This window comes from Bradyrhizobium sp. U531 (genome assembly GCF_051710265.1).
Taxonomy (GTDB): domain Bacteria; phylum Pseudomonadota; class Alphaproteobacteria; order Rhizobiales; family Xanthobacteraceae; genus Bradyrhizobium.
Genome location: NZ_JASVEN010000003.1, coordinates 26,533 through 43,245 on the forward strand (window position 1 = coordinate 26,533; position 16,713 = coordinate 43,245).

Consider the following 16,713-nt stretch of genomic DNA (forward strand, 5'->3'; position numbering starts at 1 on the left):
AGAACCCGCCCAAGGAGCCTCCGATGCCCAGGATGATTTTCCTCAATCTGCCGGTGACCGATCTCAAGCGTGCGACCAGCTTCTATGAGGCGGTCGGCGCGACCCGGAACCCGCAATTTTCCGACGACACGGCGAGCTGCATGGTCTTTTCCGAGGCCATCTACGTGATGCTGGCGACCCACGAGAAATTCCGTCACTTCACGCCGAAGCCGATCGCGGATGCAAAGACCTCGAACCAGGCGCTGTTCTGCATTTCCGCCGACAGCCGCAGCGAGGTCGACGCGATCGTCGACAGGGCCGAGGCGGCGGGCGGGGTCGCCGATCCCAGCCCGAAGGACGAATACAGCTTTATGTACGGCCGCAGCTTCGAGGATCCGGACGGTCATATGTGGGGTGTGAACTGGCTGGACATGGCGGCGGTCCCTCCGCAGCCCGCCATGGCCAATTCCTGATCGCCGTCCTCGAACGCTCAACAGAACAGGAGCACTTACGATGTCCAAGCTTGTCCCCTGCATGTGGTTCAACGGCGATGCCGAGGAAGCCGCGAAATTCTACACCTCGCTCGTGCCGAATTCGGCGGTCACGCACGTCCAGCGCAATGTGTCGGACAATCCGTCCGGCAAGGAAGGCTCCGTGCTCGTGGTCGAGTTCACGGTGGCCGGCCAGCCGCTGGTCGCGCTCAACGGCGGCATGAAGATGGAGTACACCCACGCGATCTCGCTGATGATCTATTGCGACGACCAGGCAGAGGTCGACAGCGTCTGGAACGCGTTCCTCGCCAATGGCGGCAACGCGGAGCAGTGCGGCTGGCTCAGGGATCGCTGGGGCGTGGCCTGGCAGGTGGTGCCGAAGGTGATGTTCGAGTTTCTCACCAGCCCCGACAAGGCCGCTGCCGCCCGCGCGATGCAGGCCATGATGAAGATGGTCAAGCTGGATGTGGACGTCCTGCGCCGGGCGTTCGAGGGCAAGTCGGCGGCGTGAGGAGAGCGCTCTCGCTACGCGATAGGTGTCATCGCCCGCGAAGGCGGGCGATCCAGTATCCAGAGACCTTTGTCAGAGAGCTCGCTCTCACAACGGCTGTCGCGGCGTACTGGATGCCCCGCCTGCGCGGGGCATGACAGCGGATATGAGGTGAGAGCACGCCCTAATAATTGATCCGCAGCCCCACGCCGCCGTGGATGGTGTTGCCGACCGGCTGCGGCCCCAGCGTGCCGTTCGCGAACAGGTCGACGATCCAGCCCTTCTGCACGCGGAAGCCGAGGCGGCCGCCATATTCGAACCAGCCTTGGTTGCCCATGGTCGGCACCACCATGCCCTGGCCGGTCACGGTGGCGACGATGCCGCTGCGGCTCGCGAACGACTGCACCCAGCCGCCGTTGATGTTGGTCTCGATGTTGCCGCTGAACAGATGCGTCCACTGGCCGCCGATCTTGACGAGGCTGGTGCGGTCGGTGCCCGTGGCGATGCTGGCGTCGAACGGGTTGAAGGCCACGGCACTGTCGCTGTAGCCGGAGACGCGCTGCCAGAGCCGCCAGACCTCGATCGAGGCGGCGACCTCGTCGCGCGGCGAGACGCGGCTCATCCAGCCGGCACGACCGTAGACCGCGTAGTTCGAGGCATTGGTCGAGCTCGTCACGCTGACCGGACCGAGGCTGGTGTCGTAGCTGCGGGTGTAGCGCGCCTTCTCCCACGGCGTCAGGATGGTGCCGACGTCGAAGAACGGACGTGACGAGCCCCAGTCGGTGAAGTCGTAGCGCAGCGCGAAGGCGCCGATCGGCGCGCTGGTGATCTTGTAGCCGCCCTCGTTGTATTGCGTGTAGGCGATGCCGGCGAGCAGCGACAGATTGTTGGTCAATTCCTTGCGGCCGTGGATGCCGGCCGAGAACGAGCCCGCCGAGCCGAACGCGCTGATGCAGTCGCTGCAATTGACCTGCTCGTTGACGCCGAGCAGCACCGTGCCGAGCACCCGGTTGGTGATCATCTGGTTGAAGCGCTGGTCGGCGAGGCCGCCGATCGAATTGCCGCTGGAATCGGCGCCGGTCGGGGTGGGGGTCGGCGACGGATAAGGATTGGGCGAGGGAGAAGGGGACGGAGAGGGATAGGGGCTCGGCGAAGGTGACGGATAGGGATTTTGTTCGCCGCACCCGGACTCGCAATTGGTGAGGGTCAGGCTCGCGGCGGAGGCCGGCTGAAAGCTCCAGGCCAGAGTCATGGCGGCCATGGTCGCCAGCGTGGCGGCAATCAGCAGGTCGCGGATGCGGAGCCCTGCCATCGTCAGCGCCCGCACAGCATGCCGTCGTCATGGACGGCGGGCGTGATGGTCGGCGAGGCGTCGGCATATTGGTTGACCGCGCACAGCCCGGCGCTTGCGGCGCAATTGGCGGCGAAGGTCCAGGGCGGCGTGTTGGTCTTGGTGATGCTGACCTTGCCGCCGGTCGATGTGATGATTGCGGTGTCGCCGGGCTGGGTGAGCTGCACGCATTGGAAGTTCGTCGTGCAGACGCTGGCGGCGCCGTCCTGCAGCACCACGACGGAGCGGCCGCGCTGCGAGAGGATGTCGAGCGTGGTGCCGCGCACGCCGATGGTCGCAAGCGGCGTCGTGATCTTGTAGGCGGCTTTCTCGGAATGTCCGGTGACGAAACGGAATGCGCCGGTGGTCATGCGGATCGCGACGTCGCGATAGCTGTGCTCGTCGTTGAAGACGGTGCGGTCGAGCTTCAGCGTGGCGCTGGGCCCGAGCGACAGGTTGGTGCTGTCGGCCATCACGAAGCGCGCGGCGCTGTCGGCGCCGGTGCGCACAGTCTCGTCGCGCAGCATGCTGTCGCCGACATTGATCGGCGTCGTGCTCGCGGCCACGCGCACCACTTCTTTCTGAATCACGACGGCTTCGCCGACGCGCGTCTGTGCCTGCGCGCAAGGCGCGGCGCACAAGGCGGCCGACAACAGGGTGGGGAAAAGCCAGAAACGCAAATTCATTTCACAACCGATCGATGTGTCCCTGATCGTACCGGATCGCGCGCGCTTCTGATGTGGCGAAATTATCACAAGCGGCGCGGACGTGCGTTAAGCTTAGTGACAGCCGCGGCGGAATGCGTTCAATGAAAGCCGCGATCTTTATTTTTGTCCGCGGTGACGCAAATTTGCCACGCAAAACATCCCCACAGCAGCCGCTTGAACCGTCCGTAGTTCCGAGAGTGTCGCCAAGCGCAGTGGTTGCTGTCGCAATTTTCCTGGTCGCTCATATCGCGCTGCTGATCGGCCTGACGACGCCGAACAAGTTCGTCTTCGACGAGGTGCACTACGTGCCCGCCGCGCGGCAGATGCTGGCGCCCGCGATGTCGCAGCCGATGCTCAATCCGATGCATCCGCCGCTGGCCAAGGAGCTGATCGCGGCCTCGATCGCGGCCTTTGGCGACAATTCGCTCGGCTGGCGCTACCCCGCGACGTTGTTCGGCGCATTGGCGGTCGTCGCGATCTATCTGTGCGGCCTTGCGCTGTTCGCCGCGCAGGGACCCGCGATCGCCGCGGCGCTGATCGCGGCGTTCAACCAGATGCTGTACGTTCAGGCGCGCATCGCCATGCTCGACATCTTCGCACTCGGCTTCGGTCTGCTTGCGACCGCCGCCTTCATGCATGGTTTCAGGCGGGAGCGGCCGCAGGCTTTGTTCGCGCTTGCCGGCAGCCTGTTCGGCCTCGCCGCGGCCTGCAAATGGAGCGGTCTGTTTCCGCTCGGCGTCTGCATCGTCATCGTTGCGGTGATCCGCCTGATGCAGGGCTGGCGCACGCTGTTCGCCGACGCGAAGCCGAGCGATTGGTACCGGCCGGACCTCTGGCCCGGCCTGAGGCTGTATCATCTGGTGCTGTGCTTCGCGGTCCTGCCCGGCGTGGCCTATCTCGCCTGTTTCGTTCCGCTCCATGGATTGTCGCTGCCGGACCTGATCGAGGCGCAGCGCCGCATCTTCGCCGACAACACCACGACCGCGATCGCGGGGCACACCTATATGAGCGCGTGGCCGTCCTGGCCGCTGCTCGCGCGACCGGTTTGGTTTCTGTTCGACAAGAGCACGGAAGACAACGTCTCCGCGGTCGTCTTCCTCGGCAATCCCCTGGTGTTGTGGCCGGCTCTCCTTGCGCTCGCGCTCGTGCTGCGCGATTTCGTCGTGGAGCGCCGCCGGGACGCGTTCCTGATCGCGGCGTTCTATTTCGGTCCCTGGCTCGCCTGGGCATTGCTGCCGCGCACGCTGGGCTTCATCTACTACTACCTGCCGGCCGCCACGGCGGCCTCGCTCGCGCTGGTCTATGTGCTACGCCGGGACGGACTGCCGCGCTGGCTGCTCTGGGCCTATGTCGGTCTTGCCGCGATTGGCTTCGTCGTGATGCTGCCGATCTCGGCGGCCTTCATCGGCACCTCGATGCAGAGCTTCAGCCGATTGATGTTGTTTCAAAGCTGGATCTAGTGCCCGCTTGCGTGCATAGCGCCGGCGGAATTGTCTTGCCTGAATCAATCGTCGCGTGTGGACTGGGCTGACACGATCCGAATCGGAGAGTCGCCGGGTGAATATGGAGGACCGCAGCGCCAGGCCGGGCCATCCCAACGCCGACTGGCTGCAGGCCGTCGTCGATACTGCGGTGGACGGCGTGATCCTGATCGACGCGCGCGGCGGCGTCCTGATGTTCAATCCGGCCTGCGAGAAGCTGTTCGGCTATTCCGCCGAGGAGGTCATCGGGCGGAACGTCAAGGTCCTGATGCCGTCGTCCTACCGCGATGCGCATGACGGCTATCTTCTCAATTATCACGTCAGCGGCGAGCGCAAGATCATCGGTATCGGCCGCGAGGTCGCGGGGCAGCGCAAGGACGGCTCCACCTTCCTGATGCACCTGTCGGTCGGCGAGAGCAAACAGGCCGCCGGCGATTCGATCTTCGTCGGCATCATTCACGATCTTACCGAGCGCGAACGGGTCGAGCGCGAGCTGCGCGAGAGCGCAGCGCGGCTGCGCGCGGTCGTCGACACCGCCGTGGACGGCGTCATCCTGATTGATTCCGACGGCATCATCCTGAAGTTCAATCCGGCCTGCGAAAGATTGTTCAAATACGAAGCCGACGAGGTGCTCGGACAGAATGTCCGGATGCTGATGCCGGAGCCTTACCGGGCCGAGCATGACGGCTACATCCGCAATTTCATCACGACCGGCGACAAGAAGATTATCGGCATAGGCCGCGAGGTGCTGGGCCGGCGCAAGGACGGCACCACCTTCCCGATGGATCTCTCGGTCGGCGAGGCCAAGCAGGACGGCTCATCCATCTTCGTCGGCATGATCCACGATTTGAGCGAGCGCAAGCGCACCGAGGCCCAACTGATCCAGGCGCAGAAGATGGAGGCGGTCGGCCAGCTCTCCGGCGGCATCGCTCACGACTTCAACAACCTGCTCACCGTGATCGTCGGCAATGCCGAATATCTGTCCGAGCAATTGGTGCCGCGGGTGGACCTCAAGCGCCTCGCCGACGACATCTGCAGCGCCGGCGAACGCGGCGCCGAGCTGACGCAGCGTCTGCTCGCCTTCAGCCGCAAGCAGCTGCTGCGGCCGGTCGAGACCGAATGCGACAAGCTCGTCGAGTCCATGTACAAGCTGTTGCGACGAACCCTGCGCGAAGACATCGACATCGCCATGCAGGCCGATCCTGTGCTGCGGCGCGCCTTCGCCGATCCCGTGCAGCTCGAATCGGCGGTCCTCAACCTCGCGCTGAACGCCCAGGATGCGATGGCAACGGGTGGACGCCTGACCATTTCGGCCGCGAACGCATCGCTCGATGCGGGCGACCACAACGCTCATCCCGACGTCGGGCCGGGCGAGTATGTGGTGATCGCCGTGACCGACACCGGCTGCGGCATGCCGAAGCGGGTGCTGGAGCGCGCGTTCGAACCGTTCTTCACCACCAAGGAGGTCGGCAAGGGCAGCGGGCTCGGACTCAGCATGGTCTACGGCTTCGTCAAGCAGTCCAACGGCCATGTCACGATCTACAGCGAGCCGGGCCTGGGAACGACCGTGCGAATTTATCTTCCGGCCGTATTGTCCACGTCGCAGGACGTGCCGCTCGCGATCGAGAAGGAGGTGGTCCAGAGCGGTTCGGAGACCGTGCTGGTCGTCGAGGACGATCCGTTCGTCCGCTCCTATGCGGTCATGAGCCTGGAGAGCCTGGGCTACAAGGTGATCTCCGCCGTCGACGGCAAGGAGGCCATGCAGACGCTTGCGGCAACACCGCATGTCGATCTGCTGTTCACCGACGTCGTCATGCCCGGCGGTGTCAACGGATGGGAGCTCGCGGGCCTCGCCCGCAAGCAGAGGCCCGATCTGCACGTGTTGCTGACTTCGGGCTATGCGCTGGAAACGCTCGCGGCGAACGGCCATGTCCGGCAGGGCGCGCTGATCCTGGAGAAGCCTTACCGCAAGGCCGAGCTCGCGCGGCTGGTCCGGGAGGCGCTCGCCGCGCCGGTGCCGGCTTGAGCTTGCGATCCGCCCGCCGCGTGGCGGCAGGCGGATCTTCGGCAGATCATTTCGACGCGGTCTTGGTGTCCATGTTCACGACCTGGACGCGGCGGTTGATCGGATCGGCACCATTGGCGGTGTCCTTCAGCTTGGTCTTGCCGTAACCGACGGTGACCAGATCCGTGCCGTTGAGGCCGTAGTTCTGCACCAGGTATTTCTTGATGGTGTCGGCGCGCCGCTCGGAGAGTCCTTGATTGTAACCTTCGCCGCCCACCGCGTCGGTGTGGCCTGCGACCACGAAGGTCGAGCCCTTGAGGGCAGGGTCGGACAGAGCCTTGCCGAGCGCCTGCACCGACGGAACCGAGGTCTTGGCGATATCGGCCGAGTTGTAGTCAAACTGGATTTCCAGATCGATGTTCGGCTTGGTCGCGGCGAGCTCGGCGATCTGCTCGCGCTCGCCCGTCGAGAGCGACCGGGTCGAGCGGTTGCGCACCGTGTTCAGGAAGGTCGCTTCCTTGGCCTGCTCCTTGGCCTGCGCGGTCGTGTCGGCCTGCGGGCCGACGGACAGGCCGCGGGTCGCCGGCTTCGGCTTCAGAGCATCCAGGATCTGGCCAGTGGTGACGTTGCTGTCGCCGGCCAGCGCCAGGCCGGCCGTCATCGACAGCGCGGCGGAAATGGTGATCGCCTTCAGTCCAAAGTGCTTATTGAAATGGGTCATGGTCGTATCCTCTGTTACACCTGATAGCGATTTGATGCTGCGAGCATAGGACGGGTTCAAAAGCCCTGACGTGATCCCAGTCACGGTCGCGATCGTGCTTCCAGGCTCATGGTCGGGTCTTTCCCGGCGTTTGGGGGTTTGAATTGGTCCGTTTCGCGATCGCTCCGGAAGCAGGGCCGATCGCGCCAATAGTGGTGGTCGCATCCTCCGCGGCGTGGGTTCAAACCGGCGGAGGACCGGTGTGATTGAAATCACGTTGAGGCGCAGCCTGGGGCAGAAATCTTCACACACCGATCGTCGCAAAGCCGTCGCCGCGCGGCCCGGCCGCGAACAAGAAATCGGCCAGATGCGCGCCTAGCACGAAATTACCCCGCCATCGCGAATGAAGGAGCCGAGTTCCGTCCCGTGCCGAGGCCAAGCGACTATCAGCGCGACTCCCAGTTTTATCGCGGTGGCCCGCCGGATCGGACAGTGTCCCTGAACTCGATGCCCATCTATATCGGCGCAGCCATGATCGCGGTGGCGATCCTGCTGTCGACGCTGATCACGGGGCTGACCTCACGCTATGTCGGGCTCGAGGGTCCGACCGAGGAGAATTTGTGGCTGGTCGACCGCCTCACCGGCAGCGTCTATCGCTGCCAGGCCGAGGGGCGGGGTAAGGCCCTGTGCGAGCCTGATGTTGCCACCGGCAGCCTCGGTGACCGGTCCAAGGCACCCAAGACCGGGCGCTGAGGCGCCCGCCGCTGCACCGCAGCAAGAAAATTGTCTTCTCCGCGAAACGCCGGCGCGAGAGAATACGTAATTGCGAAGGCCGGCATGACGCCGGTTTCGTTTTACGGAGGAGACTTTTCGATGAAGATCTTGCTCACCGCCGCAGCCTTTGTCGCGTTCACCCTTTCGCTGTCCCCGGCGTCCGCTGCGATGATGGCGTGCACCAGCGACAACATGATGAAGTCCGCTGCCATGATGGGCGGCACGCCCGACACGCCGGCCAAGATGGCGGCAAACAAGGAAATGGCCATGGCCAACACGGACATGAGCAATGGCAAGATGAAGAGCGCCTGCATGCACTACATGAAGTCGCAGAAGGCCATGATGGCGAAGTAAGCCTCGGCAGCCTCACCGAGCCGCGCTGTCAGCAGATGGCAGCGCGGCTTTTTCGTCGCCGGTGTTGGCCAGGTTCTTTCTCCCGGCGCGAATCCCGCTACATTGCGTTCTGCAATGTCACGCGCGCCCAAACCGCTTCCCCTCACCACGACACAGGCCCGGCAGATCTGGCTGCATGCGCAACGGCTGGATCAGCGGGCGCCGTTCGGCGAGGGTGCGCAGGCCGTGGCGGACGCGGTCGCCCATCTCGGCTACGTGCAGATCGACACCATCAACGTCATCGAGCGCTGCCACCACCACATCCTGTTCAGCCGCATTCCGTCCTACCGCCGCGCCGATCTGCGCCACGCCCAGAGCGCCGACAAAAGCGTGTTCGAGTATTGGACGCATGCGCTCTCTTACGTGCCGAGCGGTGACTTCCGTCTGTTCCTGCCGGCGATGCGCGAGCACCGGCGCGAGGGACACAAATGGTTCGCCTCGGTGAAGCCGGCCGACATGCGCAAGGTGATGCGGCTGGTGCGCGCCGGGCCGCTGACGATCCGGGACATCGAGGACGACGTCCTCACCGAGAAGGAGCATCTGTGGCAGAGCCGCAAGCCCTCGAAGCGGGCGTTGCAACTCGCCTTCTATACGGGCGCCGTGACCATCAGCGAGCGGCAGGGCATGCTCAAGACCTACGAGTTGATGACGCGCCATTTCGGTTGGGACAAGCTGCCGAGGCCGGCCTCAGCGAGGGAGATCACGGCCTATCTGCTCGACCGCGCCCTGCGGTCGCAAGGCGTGGTCAGCCTCGATTCGATCTGTCACCTCGACGCGCCGCGCAAGAAGGCGGTGGCCGGCCTGATCGCCTCCCGCGTCCGCCGCGGCGAGCTCGTGCCTGTCGCGATCGACGGCGCCGGCAAGCAGGAGCATTGGGCTCCGCCCGGCGCGCTGGAAGCTAACGGCGAGGTGGTCTCACCCGATCTGGTCCACATCCTCTCGCCGTTCGATCCCCTGATCATCCAGCGCAAGCGCACCAATCTCATCTTCGGCTACAACCATCTGTTCGAGGCCTATGTGCCGAAGGCCAAACGCAAGCTCGGCTATTTCGCGCTGCCGGTGCTGGTCGGCGACGAGATCGTGGCCGCGCTCGATCTGAAGACCGACCGGCAGGCGAAGAAGCTGCTGATGCAGAAATGGACCTGGGCCGGGCAGGGCAAGAAGACGGCGGGCCGCAAGGAGCTGAAGGGCAAGATCGAGGACGAGCTCGATCGGTTCGAGCGGTTTCAGCTGGCGGAGTGACAGACCGTAGGGCGGATTAGCCGAAGGCGTAATCCGCCACGGCTGTCACAGCGGAGAAAGAGCGGCGGCGGATTACGCTCCGCTAATCCGCCCTACGCATCGCGATCATCCGATCGATCCCTGCGCCGAACCCGATCCCGATCGCATAAGCCACCAGATTCCACAGCGAGAAGATGCGCCCGAGCAGCAACGCGCCGGCCGTCGTCAGCCGGAACGCATCGAGCCATGGCGTATGCACCAGCCGGGAGAACTCGACCGCCGCCGCGATCAGCATCGCGATGGCTGCAAGCTGGCCCCGCGTCAGCCGCGGCAGCACGACACCGACCAGCAGAAACACCATGGTCGCCCACAGCAGCGAGCCGCCGTATTTCACGATGAACGCAGGCAGCCCGAGCGGAAAGCCGTACCAGCGCAAGGACAGTCCGCAGGCGATGACGATCAGCGCGAGGGCGGCACGAATCAGCGATGTCCGGAGCGGTGCAATGGCTCGATCCGGCTGCGTCCCGTGCATTGCTCGCTCCATTGACTCTTTGTCCGCGATGCTCAAAACCGCCGTCAGCCCAAAACAACAAAAACTCGGGGGAAGCCATGAGCCAGACCACCACCTATGCCGGCGCTGCCAAGTCGGAGATCGAGACCTCGACCATCCGCGCCATCTCCTGGCGCCTGATCCCGTTCCTGGTGCTGGCCTACTTCTTCTCCTATCTCGACCGAGTCAATCTCGGCTTCGCCGCGCTGACCATGAACGCCGAGCTGAAGTTCACGCCGCTGATCTTCTCCTGGGGCGCCGGCATCTTCTTCATCGGCTATTTCATCTTCGAGGTGCCGAGCAATCTGGCGCTGGAGAAGTTCGGCGCCAGCCGCTGGATCGCCCGCATCATGGTGACCTGGGGCATCATCTCCGCGCTGATGGCGCTCACGAGCGGCGTCACGAGCTTCTACGTGCTGCGCTTCCTGCTCGGCGTCGCCGAAGCCGGCTTCTTCCCCGGCATCATCCTCTATCTCACCTATTGGTATCCGGCCGAATATCGCGCCCGCTTCCTTGCGGCCTTCGCCATCGCGGTGCCGGTCTCGACCGTGATCGGGGCGCCGATCTCGGGCCTGTTGCTCGGGCTCGACGGCATGATGGGCCTGAAGGGCTGGCAGTGGCTGTTCATCATCGAGGGCATCCCCTCGGTCCTGCTCGGCATCGTCACCTGGTTCTATCTCACCGACAAGCCTGAGAAGGCGGACTGGCTCTCGGCCGAGCAGAAGGCCTGGCTCAAGGCGAAGCTCGATTCGGAGATCGCGGCCAAACAGGCGGTGAAGCATTTCTCGCTCGGCGAAGCGCTGTCCTCGCCCAAGGTGATCGCGCTCAGCCTGATCTATTTCGGCTTCGTCGGGGCGCTCTACGGCATGCAGTTCTGGCTGCCGCAGATCGTCAAGGCGTTCGGGCTCACCAATGCCCAGACCGGCTTCGTCACCGCGATCCCCTATCTGTTCGGCACCATCGCCATGATCCTGTGGGCGCGGCATTCGGATGCGACGCGCGAGCGGGTGACGCATGTCGGCGCGCCGCTGCTGCTCACCGCCGTCGCGCTCGCGGTGTCCAGCTATCTGACCGATCCGACCATGACGATGGTCGTCCTGACCGTGGCCGCGATCGGCGTGTTCTGCTGCTTCGGCGTGTTCTGGACGCTGCCGACCGCCTGGCTCTCCGGCACCGCGGCGGCCGGAGGCATCGCGCTGATCAACTCGATCGGCAATCTCGCCGGCTTCGGCGGGCCGTATCTGATCGGCTGGGTCAAGGAAGCGACGGGCCAGACCTCGACCGGTCTTCTGGTGCTCGCGGTGCTGCCGCTGCTCGCTGGCATTTTGGTGTTCATCGGCGGCCACGAGACCAAGCACGAGTTCGTCGGGGAGGGGCGGTAGAGCGCACCGTCCACGCTGCCGGCTAATCAGCGTCGGCGCTTCGCTGTGAGCCAGCCAATCCCAAAAACACCAACATGGCGCGGTTGAGGCGCAGCAGGTCATCATCATCCAGGCGCCCCACCAGCGTTCCGACCTTAACTTTCGGCACGGTGGTCATCTTATCGACCATCAGCCGGGACGACGCACGAAGGCCGTTACGTTCGTTCGGCTCAACCTTTAGCCGGAAGAGGGGAGCCTCGGTCTCGTCGGTTGTGAAAGCGCAGACGGTGATGGAGCTTGTGGCGTCGAAGCTGTCGTCCTGCACGACGACGACTGGGCGCGGCTTGCCTGCATAGTCCTTGCCGCCTGCCACGGTCCAGATCTCGCCTCGCTTCATTCATCGGTCCAATCGGATATGGCGTCGATGAAGCCTTGATCTTCGGATGCATGTGAGCTGGTTGCAACCGCCAGCGATTGGCGATGGGCTTCGGACCGGAAGGACGGCGAGCGGATATCCGGCACCCAGATCTGGATTGGCCGCAGGCCTTGCGCACGCAATCGATCGCGATGGGCCTGAACCTTCAAACGGGATGGCTTAAGCTTTGAAGGGCCCATGGGGTATCCTCATCGGTTACATGTAACCGTATCAGAAAGTGTTGAGCGTTGCCAGCGGCGGATGGAGTTCGCGCCCTTACCACCCCTTAACGATCACGCATTCCTGATGACTGACGATTATTGACTTTTATCAGTGATTAGTCGACATTCCTCTCATTCGAGCTGCAGGAGTGTCCTTCGATGTTCGTCCGGTCCATTTTGTCGAGCTATTCCAGGCTGTTGGCAGGTGTGTCGCTGGCTCTGATGGCCGCTACTTTGGCCGGGTGCAATGACACCGTCGCTGAAAAAGCCGAGCCGCCGCGGCCGGTTCTGGTCGCGACCGCGCATTATGATGCCGAGACCCCGGAGCGGAGCTTCGTCGGCACTGTGCGGCCCCGGATCGAGAGTGACCTCGGCTTCCGCGTCGCCGGCAAGGTCGCCAAGCGCCTGGTCGAGGTCGGCCAGACCGTCGAGATCGGCCAGCCGCTCGCCACCCTCGATGAGGTCGATCTGAAGCTGCAGGCCGAGCAGGCGTTCGCCGAGCAGACCGCCGCGACCGGTGTGCTGGCCCAGGCGGCCGCCGCCGAGCAGCGCGCCAAGGACCTGAAGGCCAAGGGCTGGACCACGGACGCGCAGATGGATTCGAGCCGCGCCGCGGCCGACGAAGCCCGTGCCCGCCTCAACCGCGCCGAGCGCGCGCTCGAATTGAGCAAGAATTCCCTTTCCTACGCGACGCTCAACGCCGACGCCCGTGGCGTCGTCACCGCAACGCTGATCGAGCCCGGCCAGGTGGTCGCCGCGGGCCAGGCCTCGATCCGTGTCGCCCGCTTTGCCGAAAAGGAAGCGGTCGTCGCGATCCCTGAGACGCTGGTTGGACGCGCCAAGTCGGGCGTCGCCAGCGTCACTCTTTGGTCCGAGCCGAACAAGAAGTACGCAGCCAAGCTGCGCGAGATTGCGCCGGCAGCCGATCCCGCCACGCGGACCTATCTGGCGAAATTCTCGCTCCCCGAGGCCGACGACAAGGTAGCGCTCGGCATGACCGCGACGCTGACCCTGTCGGATGCCGCGACAGAGCGCGTCGCGCGCCTGCCGCTGTCGGCGCTGTTCAACGAAGGCGGCAAGCCGTCCTTCTACGTCGTCGACGACAACGGCGCGCTCACCTTGAAGCCGGTCGCGGTGAAATCCTACGAGAGCAACGACGTCGTCATCACCGGCGGCGTGGACGAGGGCGCCAAGATCGTCGCCCTCGGTGTGCAGAAGCTCGATCCGGGCCAGCGGGTGCGGGTCGTGTCATCACTGAGTTTCTGAGCTTTTTTAGAGTTACGTCGTGTGAGGTGAGTTTCGGCCTTTGTCCCTAAGCAAAGGCTGAAGCGGCGAAGCGATCCAGAACCTGCCCAGCCCCCTGGATTGCTTCGCTGCCTCGCGACGACGGTTTGAACTGAGCGGCTGTGGTCTTTGACAACTGGATCGTCTTTCGGAGAGAGCGATGAAGCGCTTCAACCTTTCGGCCTGGGCGGTCAGCCATCCGACGCTGGTTCTCTTCCTGATGCTCTTGCTCGGCGTCGCCGGCTTCTTCTCCTATGAGAAGCTCGGCCGTGCCGAGGATCCGTTCTTCACGGTGAAGGTGGTCAACGTTTCCGTGCTGTGGCCGGGTGCGACCGCGCAGGAAATGCAGGCGCAGGTCGCCGATCCCATCGAGAAGAAGATCCAGGAGCTGCCTTACTTCGAGAAGGTGCAGACCTATTCCAAGCCGGGCTTCACCGCGCTCCAGGTGACCTTCCGCGACTCGACGCCGCCGAAGGACGTGCCTTATCTCTTCTATCTCTTGCGCAAGAAGCTGGTCGACGTGCAGGGCCAGTTGCCCTCCGGCATCCTCGGGCCCGTCGTCAACGACGAGTTCTCCGACGTCGATTCCATCCTCTACATGATGACCGGCGACGGCGCCGACTATGCCCAGCTCAAGAAGGTCTCCGAAGGCTTCCGCCAGCGCCTGCTCAAGGTGCCCGGCGTGACCAAGGTGGACGTCTACGGCAACCAGGATGAGCGCATCTTCGTCGAGTTCAGCCACGCCAAGCTCGCGACCCTCGGAATCACGCCGCAGGCGCTGTTCGATTCGCTCGCCAAGCAGAACAACGTGACCCCGGCCGGCACGGTCGAGACCTCGTCGCAGCGCGTGCCGCTGCGCGTCACCGGTGCGCTCGATGGCGCCAAGGCCGTCGCCGAAACGCCGGTCGAGAGCAATGGCCGCGTGTTCCGACTGGGGGACATCGCCACGGTCACCCACGGCTATGTCGATCCGCCGAGCTTCGTCGTCCGCCAGGAAGGCAAGGCCGCGATCGGCATCGGCGTCGTCACCGCCAAGGGCGCCAACATCCTCGAGCTCGGCAAGGAGGTCGAGAAGGCCACCGCCGAGTTCATGAAGGCCGTGCCGCAGGGCGTCGACGTCAAGCTGATCGCCGACCAGCCCAAGGTGGTCGAGCACGCCGTCGGCGAGTTCGTGCACTCCTTCATGGAAGCGCTCGTGATCGTGCTGTTCGTGTCGTTCCTGGCGCTCGGCTGGCGCACCGGCATCGTGGTCGCGCTGTCGGTGCCGCTGGTGCTCGGCATCGTCTTCATCGTCATGAACACGATGTCGCTCGACCTGCACCGCATCACGCTCGGCGCGCTGATCATCGCGCTCGGCCTGCTCGTCGACGACGCCATCATCGCGGTCGAGATGATGGTGGTGAAGATGGAGCAGGGCTGGGACCGCGTGCGAGCGGCGTCCTTTGCCTGGGAATCTACTGCGTTTCCGATGCTCACGGGAACGCTGGTCACGGCCGCTGGCTTCCTCCCCATCGGCTTTGCCAATTCGGCGGTCGGCGAATATGCCGGCAGCATCTTCTGGATCGTGGCGATCGCGCTGGTCGCCTCCTGGTTCGTGGCGGTGATCTTCACGCCCTATATCGGCGTCATGCTGCTGCCCGAGATGAAGGCGCACCACAACCACGATCCGCACGCGGTCTACGAGACCCGCATGTACCGGGGCCTGCGCGCCATCGTGCAATGGTGCGTCAACCACCGCATCACCGTGGTGGCGGCTACCGTCGGCGTCTTCGTCGCCTCGATCGTCGGCTTCGGCCAGGTCCAGCAGCAGTTCTTCCCGCTGTCGGAACGGCCCGAGCTGTTCTTCCAGCTGCGCTTGCCCGAAGGCACCGCCTTCAACGTCACCGAAAAGGCGGTGAAGAAGGCCGAGACCCTGCTCAAGGACGACAAGGACATCGAGACCTACACGTCCTATGTCGGCCAGGGCTCGCCGCGCTTCTGGCTCGGCCTCAATCCGCAATTGCCGAACGAGGCCTTTGCCGAGATCGTCATCGTCGCCAAGGGCGTCGAGGGTCGCGAGCGCGTCAAGGCCAAGATCGAGAACGCGGTTGCCGAGGGCATGCTGTCGGAGGCGCGCGTTCGCGTCGACCGCTTCAATTTCGGCCCGCCCGTCGGCTTCCCCGTCCAGTTCCGCGTGATCGGCCCCGACGCCAACAAGGTGCGCGAGATCGCCTACCAGGTCCGCGACGTCATGCGGCAGAACAAGAGCGTCAAGGATGTCCAGCTCGACTGGAACGAGCAGTCACCCTACCTGAAGCTCGTCGTCGACCAGGATCGCGCCCGCGCCATGGGCCTGACCCCGCAGGAGGTCTCGCAGGCGCTCGCGATGCTGATCTCGGGCTCGCAGGTCACCACCGTGCGCGACGGTATCGAGAAGGTCGGCGTGGTCGCCCGTGCGATCCCGTCCGAGCGTCTCGATCTCGGCGGCGTCGGCGATCTCACCATCACCTCGCGTAATGGCGTCGCCGTGCCGCTGCAGCAGATTGCCAAGATCGAGTATGCGCATGAGGAGCCGATCATGTGGCGACGCAACCGCGACATGGCCATCACCGTGCGCTCCGACGTCGTCGACGGCGTGCAGGCGCCTGACGTCACGGGCCAGATCGCGCCGAAGCTGAAGGCGATAAAGGATCACCTCGAGCCGGCCTACCGGATCGAGGCGGGCGGTGCGTTCGAGGAATCGGCCAAGGGCAATGCCTCGATCTTCATCCTCTTCCCGGTGATGGTCATGGTGATGCTGACGCTGCTGATGATCCAGCTGCAGAGCTTCTCGCGCCTTATCCTGGTGTTCCTGACCGCGCCGCTCGGCATCGTCGGTGCCTCGCTCGGCCTCAACGTCGCCAACGCCCCGTTCGGCTTCGTGGCGTTGCTCGGCCTGATCGCGCTCGCCGGCATGATCATGCGCAACACGGTCATCCTGGTCGACCAGATCGAGACCGACGTCTCCCACGGCCTGACCCGGCGCGAGGCGATCGTGGAGGCCACCGTCCGCCGCGCCCGTCCGGTGGTGCTGACGGCGCTCGCGGCCATCCTCGCCATGATCCCGCTGTCGCGCTCGGCCTTCTGGGGCCCGATGGCGATCACCATCATGGGCGGCTTGTTCGTCGCGACCTTCCTCACCCTGCTGTACCTGCCGGGCCTCTATGCACTCTGGTTCAGGAAGAGCCTGGACGAGGCCGGTACGCCGGAACAGCCTGCCGCGCCGCAGCATGGCAGCGATGAACATCCAGCAATTCCGCTTGCTGAAGCGGCTGAATAAGTGAGATGAAGTG

The 16,713-nt window shown here is 64.5% G+C and carries 16 protein-coding genes; 10 read left to right on the plus strand and 6 right to left on the minus strand.

The window, feature by feature from the left end; translation table 11 throughout:
* Positions 1-23: 23 nt before the first annotated feature.
* Both QRQ56_RS16345 and QRQ56_RS16350 read left to right on the plus strand, forming a co-directional pair.
* Positions 24-452 (plus strand): VOC family protein, encoded by a 429-nt coding sequence (locus tag QRQ56_RS16345; protein ID WP_438741541.1) that lies wholly within the window; start codon positions 24-26, stop codon positions 450-452.
* A 40-nt stretch (positions 453-492) separates the two neighbouring features.
* Complete coding sequence (locus tag QRQ56_RS16350) at positions 493-981, plus strand: VOC family protein (protein WP_438741542.1); 489 nt, start codon at positions 493-495, stop codon at positions 979-981.
* A 163-nt stretch (positions 982-1,144) separates the two neighbouring features.
* Here QRQ56_RS16350 and QRQ56_RS16355 read toward each other — a convergent pair whose 3' ends face one another.
* Both QRQ56_RS16355 and QRQ56_RS16360 read right to left on the minus strand, forming a co-directional pair.
* Positions 1,145-2,272, minus strand: a complete 1,128-nt coding sequence (locus QRQ56_RS16355; RefSeq protein ID WP_438741544.1) for a hypothetical protein — start codon at positions 2,270-2,272, stop codon at positions 1,145-1,147.
* Between the two features lie 2 nt (positions 2,273-2,274).
* The gene (locus QRQ56_RS16360; protein WP_438741545.1) at positions 2,275-2,976 is read right to left on the minus strand and encodes a FecR family protein; all 702 of its coding nucleotides are present in this window, start codon (positions 2,974-2,976) and stop codon (positions 2,275-2,277) included.
* A 122-nt stretch (positions 2,977-3,098) separates the two neighbouring features.
* Here QRQ56_RS16360 and QRQ56_RS16365 point away from each other — a divergent pair, with 122 nt between their 5' ends.
* Positions 3,099-4,457, plus strand: a complete 1,359-nt coding sequence (locus QRQ56_RS16365; protein WP_438741547.1) for a phospholipid carrier-dependent glycosyltransferase — start codon at positions 3,099-3,101, stop codon at positions 4,455-4,457.
* Positions 4,458-4,560: 103 nt separating this feature from the next.
* Positions 4,561-6,504 (plus strand): PAS domain S-box protein, encoded by a 1,944-nt coding sequence (locus QRQ56_RS16370; RefSeq protein WP_438742319.1) that lies wholly within the window; start codon positions 4,561-4,563, stop codon positions 6,502-6,504.
* Between the two features lie 46 nt (positions 6,505-6,550).
* Here the strand turns inward: QRQ56_RS16370 and QRQ56_RS16375 are convergent, their stop codons facing one another.
* Complete coding sequence (locus QRQ56_RS16375) at positions 6,551-7,204, minus strand: OmpA family protein (RefSeq protein WP_438741548.1); 654 nt, start codon at positions 7,202-7,204, stop codon at positions 6,551-6,553.
* 486 nt (positions 7,205-7,690) lie between these two features.
* Between QRQ56_RS16375 and QRQ56_RS16380 the strand changes: the two genes are divergently transcribed.
* The 3 genes from QRQ56_RS16380 to QRQ56_RS16390 all read left to right on the plus strand — a co-directional run bounded on the left by QRQ56_RS16380 (position 7,691) and on the right by QRQ56_RS16390 (position 9,592).
* Positions 7,691-7,936, plus strand: a complete 246-nt coding sequence (locus QRQ56_RS16380) for a hypothetical protein (protein ID WP_438742320.1) — start codon at positions 7,691-7,693, stop codon at positions 7,934-7,936.
* Between the two features lie 120 nt (positions 7,937-8,056).
* The gene (locus QRQ56_RS16385) at positions 8,057-8,311 is read left to right on the plus strand and encodes a hypothetical protein (RefSeq protein WP_438742323.1); all 255 of its coding nucleotides are present in this window, start codon (positions 8,057-8,059) and stop codon (positions 8,309-8,311) included.
* A 114-nt stretch (positions 8,312-8,425) separates the two neighbouring features.
* Positions 8,426-9,592, plus strand: a complete 1,167-nt coding sequence (locus QRQ56_RS16390; protein ID WP_438741549.1) for a winged helix-turn-helix domain-containing protein — start codon at positions 8,426-8,428, stop codon at positions 9,590-9,592.
* A gap of 82 nt (positions 9,593-9,674) precedes the next feature.
* On the opposite strand, the gene QRQ56_RS16395 is transcribed toward QRQ56_RS16390, so the two are convergent.
* Positions 9,675-10,103, minus strand: a complete 429-nt coding sequence (locus QRQ56_RS16395) for a DUF2809 domain-containing protein (protein ID WP_438741550.1) — start codon at positions 10,101-10,103, stop codon at positions 9,675-9,677.
* Positions 10,104-10,180: 77 nt separating this feature from the next.
* Here QRQ56_RS16395 and QRQ56_RS16400 point away from each other — a divergent pair, with 77 nt between their 5' ends.
* On the plus strand, positions 10,181-11,503 hold the full coding sequence (locus QRQ56_RS16400; protein ID WP_438741551.1) for an MFS transporter: 1,323 nt from the start codon (positions 10,181-10,183) through the stop codon (positions 11,501-11,503).
* Between the two features lie 22 nt (positions 11,504-11,525).
* Here the strand turns inward: QRQ56_RS16400 and QRQ56_RS16405 are convergent, their stop codons facing one another.
* Positions 11,526-11,879 (minus strand): type II toxin-antitoxin system PemK/MazF family toxin, encoded by a 354-nt coding sequence (locus tag QRQ56_RS16405; RefSeq protein WP_438741552.1) that lies wholly within the window; start codon positions 11,877-11,879, stop codon positions 11,526-11,528.
* Complete coding sequence (locus QRQ56_RS16410; RefSeq protein WP_438741554.1) at positions 11,876-12,097, minus strand: antitoxin MazE family protein; 222 nt, start codon at positions 12,095-12,097, stop codon at positions 11,876-11,878. Before QRQ56_RS16410 ends, QRQ56_RS16405 begins: the two co-directional genes overlap by 4 nt.
* 180 nt (positions 12,098-12,277) lie before the next feature.
* On the opposite strand from QRQ56_RS16410, the gene QRQ56_RS16415 reads away from it, so the two are divergent.
* Positions 12,278-13,384: an efflux RND transporter periplasmic adaptor subunit gene (locus QRQ56_RS16415; RefSeq protein WP_438741555.1), complete on the plus strand. Its 1,107-nt coding sequence runs from the start codon at positions 12,278-12,280 to the stop codon at positions 13,382-13,384.
* Between the two features lie 178 nt (positions 13,385-13,562).
* On the plus strand, positions 13,563-16,700 hold the full coding sequence (locus QRQ56_RS16420; protein ID WP_438741556.1) for an efflux RND transporter permease subunit: 3,138 nt from the start codon (positions 13,563-13,565) through the stop codon (positions 16,698-16,700).
* The last annotated feature ends 13 nt before the right edge of the window (positions 16,701-16,713 follow it).